General features: G+C 37.9%; 1 pseudogene. It reads left to right on the top strand.

The annotated features are described in order from the left end of the window. A pseudogene (locus Q0893_RS19470) lies at nt 1–993 on the top strand (hypothetical protein); the annotation flags it as partial.

Below are 993 nucleotides of genomic sequence, written 5' to 3'. Positions count from 1 at the left end.
GGTACACCAGATGGTCTAACGAGTATAGATTTAACGTTAAAAAACACAGAGATTACAGGTAATAATGCGAACTATTCAGTGAGTTATCATTTAACGCAGGCTGATGCAGATGCCAATGTAAATCCGTTGCCTATTCCATATACCAATATTACTAATTGCCAAATCGTGTTTGTACGAGTTCAAGATATCAACACAGGCTGTTATAATACAACAACTTTAGAGTTATGCGTAGAGCAAGCACCAATAGCAAACACACCAACACCATTAATGTATTGTGATCCAGATAGTGATGGATTTGGAGTTTTTGATTTAACGAGTAAGGATATAGAGATTACAGGAGGAGATCCAAGTTTATCAGTGAGTTACCATGAGACAATGGCAGATGCAGATAACGATGTTAATCCACTTACGAGTCCATATAACAATATAGTGGAGGACATGCAAACGGTTTATGTTCGTGTAGAGAGTTCTACAATAGCGACCGACTGTGCTACTATAGTGGAGTTAATACTTATCGTAAATCCAACGCCACAGTTAGGTCCTGAGCCAACGGCATTGGAGATCTGTGATGATTTATCAGCGGATGGATTTGGTCAGTTTGATTTAACGAGCAAGGAGCCAGAGATATTACAGAATTTAGCAGATCCTACACAATATATAGTGAGCTATTATGAGACAATGGGAAATGCTGATTTAGGGGTTAATGCTATAGCAAATCCAATGAATTACACCAATACGACAGCTTTTAATCAGATTATTTGGATTAGAGTAGAGGATATTGACCCAGCAACAGGTTGTTATAAGTTAACATCTTTAGAGTTAATTGTAAACGCATTACCAGTATTGATTCAACCAACACCATTAGAGCTTTGTGATGACAACAATCCAGGTGATGAGATGGAGTCTTTCACTTTAGAAGATGCTACAGATGAGATATTAAACGGACAAACAGGAATAAGTTTGAGTTATTATGAGACACAGGCGGATGCGGAT

Origin of the sequence: uncultured Psychroserpens sp., assembly GCF_947494225.1 — a bacterium.
GTDB lineage: Bacteria > Bacteroidota > Bacteroidia > Flavobacteriales > Flavobacteriaceae > Psychroserpens.
Note: the sequence above shows the minus strand (reverse complement) of the source record. Positions and strands in the feature narration are given on the sequence as shown.